This window comes from Dietzia sp. DQ12-76 (assembly GCF_014145045.1).
In the GTDB taxonomy this organism is placed as follows: Bacteria; Actinomycetota; Actinomycetes; order Mycobacteriales; family Mycobacteriaceae; genus Dietzia.
This window is the reverse complement of the sequence record NZ_JAALDV010000515.1, coordinates 1-1,443: the sequence shown is the minus strand read 5'-3', so window position 1 is coordinate 1,443 and position 1,443 is coordinate 1. Positions and strand designations below refer to the sequence as shown.

The window sequence follows — 1,443 nt, the reverse complement described above, 5'->3', positions numbered from 1 at the left end:
CCGGGGCGCTCGCGCCGGTCGTCCCGCCGGGGGTCGCGGCGATCGTCCTGCCGATCACGCCGGGCCGGCCGCTCGGGCTCCCGCATGAGGAAGTCGGCGGAGTTCCTGGACTGGGTGGCGAGGGCGGCGGCGATGTCGGCCATCGAGACCGAGTGTTCGGCGGCGTACTCCTCCACGAGGCGGCGGAACATCGCCAGGTTCGGGTCGTTCAGGCTCTCCGTGATCGACTGGGCGAACTTGGCCATGCGCATCTCGTTGACGTCGTCCACGCTCGGCAGCTGGATCTCCGTCAGCGGCTGCCTGGTGGCCCGCTCGATCTGCGAGAGCAACCGCCGTTCCCGCGGGGTGACGAACAGCAGCGCCTGGCCACTGCGACCCGCGCGGCCCGTGCGGCCGATCCGGTGGACGTACGACTCCGTGTCATGCGGGATGTCGTAGTTGACCACGTGGCTGATCCGGGGCACGTCCAGACCACGCGCTGCGACGTCCGTGGCCACCAGGATGTCGGTCCGACCGTCCTTGAGCGCCTCGATGGTCCGCTCGCGAAGGTTCTGGGGGATGTCGCCGTTGATCGGTGCCGCGGAGAACCCACGGGCCCGCAGACGTTCCGCCAGCTCCTCCGTGGCCGATTTGGTACGGACGAACAGGATCATCGCGTCGAAGTCCTCGACCTCGAAGATCCGCGTCAGCGCGTCGAGTTTGTCGCGGTGGTTCACCAGCACATAACGCTGCTGGATGGTCGGCGCCGTGGCCGTCTTCGAGGCGACCTTCACCTCGGCCGCGTCGGTGAGGTACTTCTGGGAGATCCGGCGGATGGCAGCCGGCATCGTGGCCGAGAACAGCGCGACCTGGGTGGACTGCGGGGTGTCCGAGAGGATCCGTTCGACATCCTCCTGGAAGCCCATCGCGAGCATCTCGTCGGCCTCGTCGAGGACGAGATGACGCAGGCCCGACAGGTCGAGCGTGCCCTTCTTCAGGTGATCGATCACCCGACCGGGCGTCCCCACGATGATCTGTGCCCCCCGCCGCAGACCGGAGAGCTGGATCCCGTAGGCCTGCCCACCGTAGATCGGCAGGACGCTGACCTGAGGCATGTTGGCGGAATAGGTGATGCACGCCTCGGCGACCTGCAGCGCGAGCTCGCGGGTGGGGGCCAGCACGAGCGCCTGCGGGCTCTTGACCGACGGGTCGATGAGGGAGAGGATCGGCAGCGCGAAGGCCGCGGTCTTGCCGGTTCCGGTCTGCGCCAACCCCACGACGTCGCGGCCCTCCATCACCAGCGGGATGATGGCCGCCTGGATGCCCGAGGGGACCTCGTACCCGACGTCCTTGACCGCCTTGGCGACGGCCGGGTCGAGCCCCATGTCGGCGAACGTGACGGCGTCGTCGCCCGCGTTCTCCGCGGCGGTCTCCGCGGCCGGGGCGCGCTTGCCCGAGGCGCCT

1 protein-coding gene is annotated in these 1,443 nt (G+C 69.4%); it reads right to left on the bottom strand.

Features of this window, described 5'->3' with window-relative positions; translation table 11 throughout:
* Window positions 1-1,443, bottom strand: a 1,443-nt coding sequence (locus G6019_RS15875) for a DEAD/DEAH box helicase (protein ID WP_304506214.1), incomplete at both ends; no start/stop codon positions are given.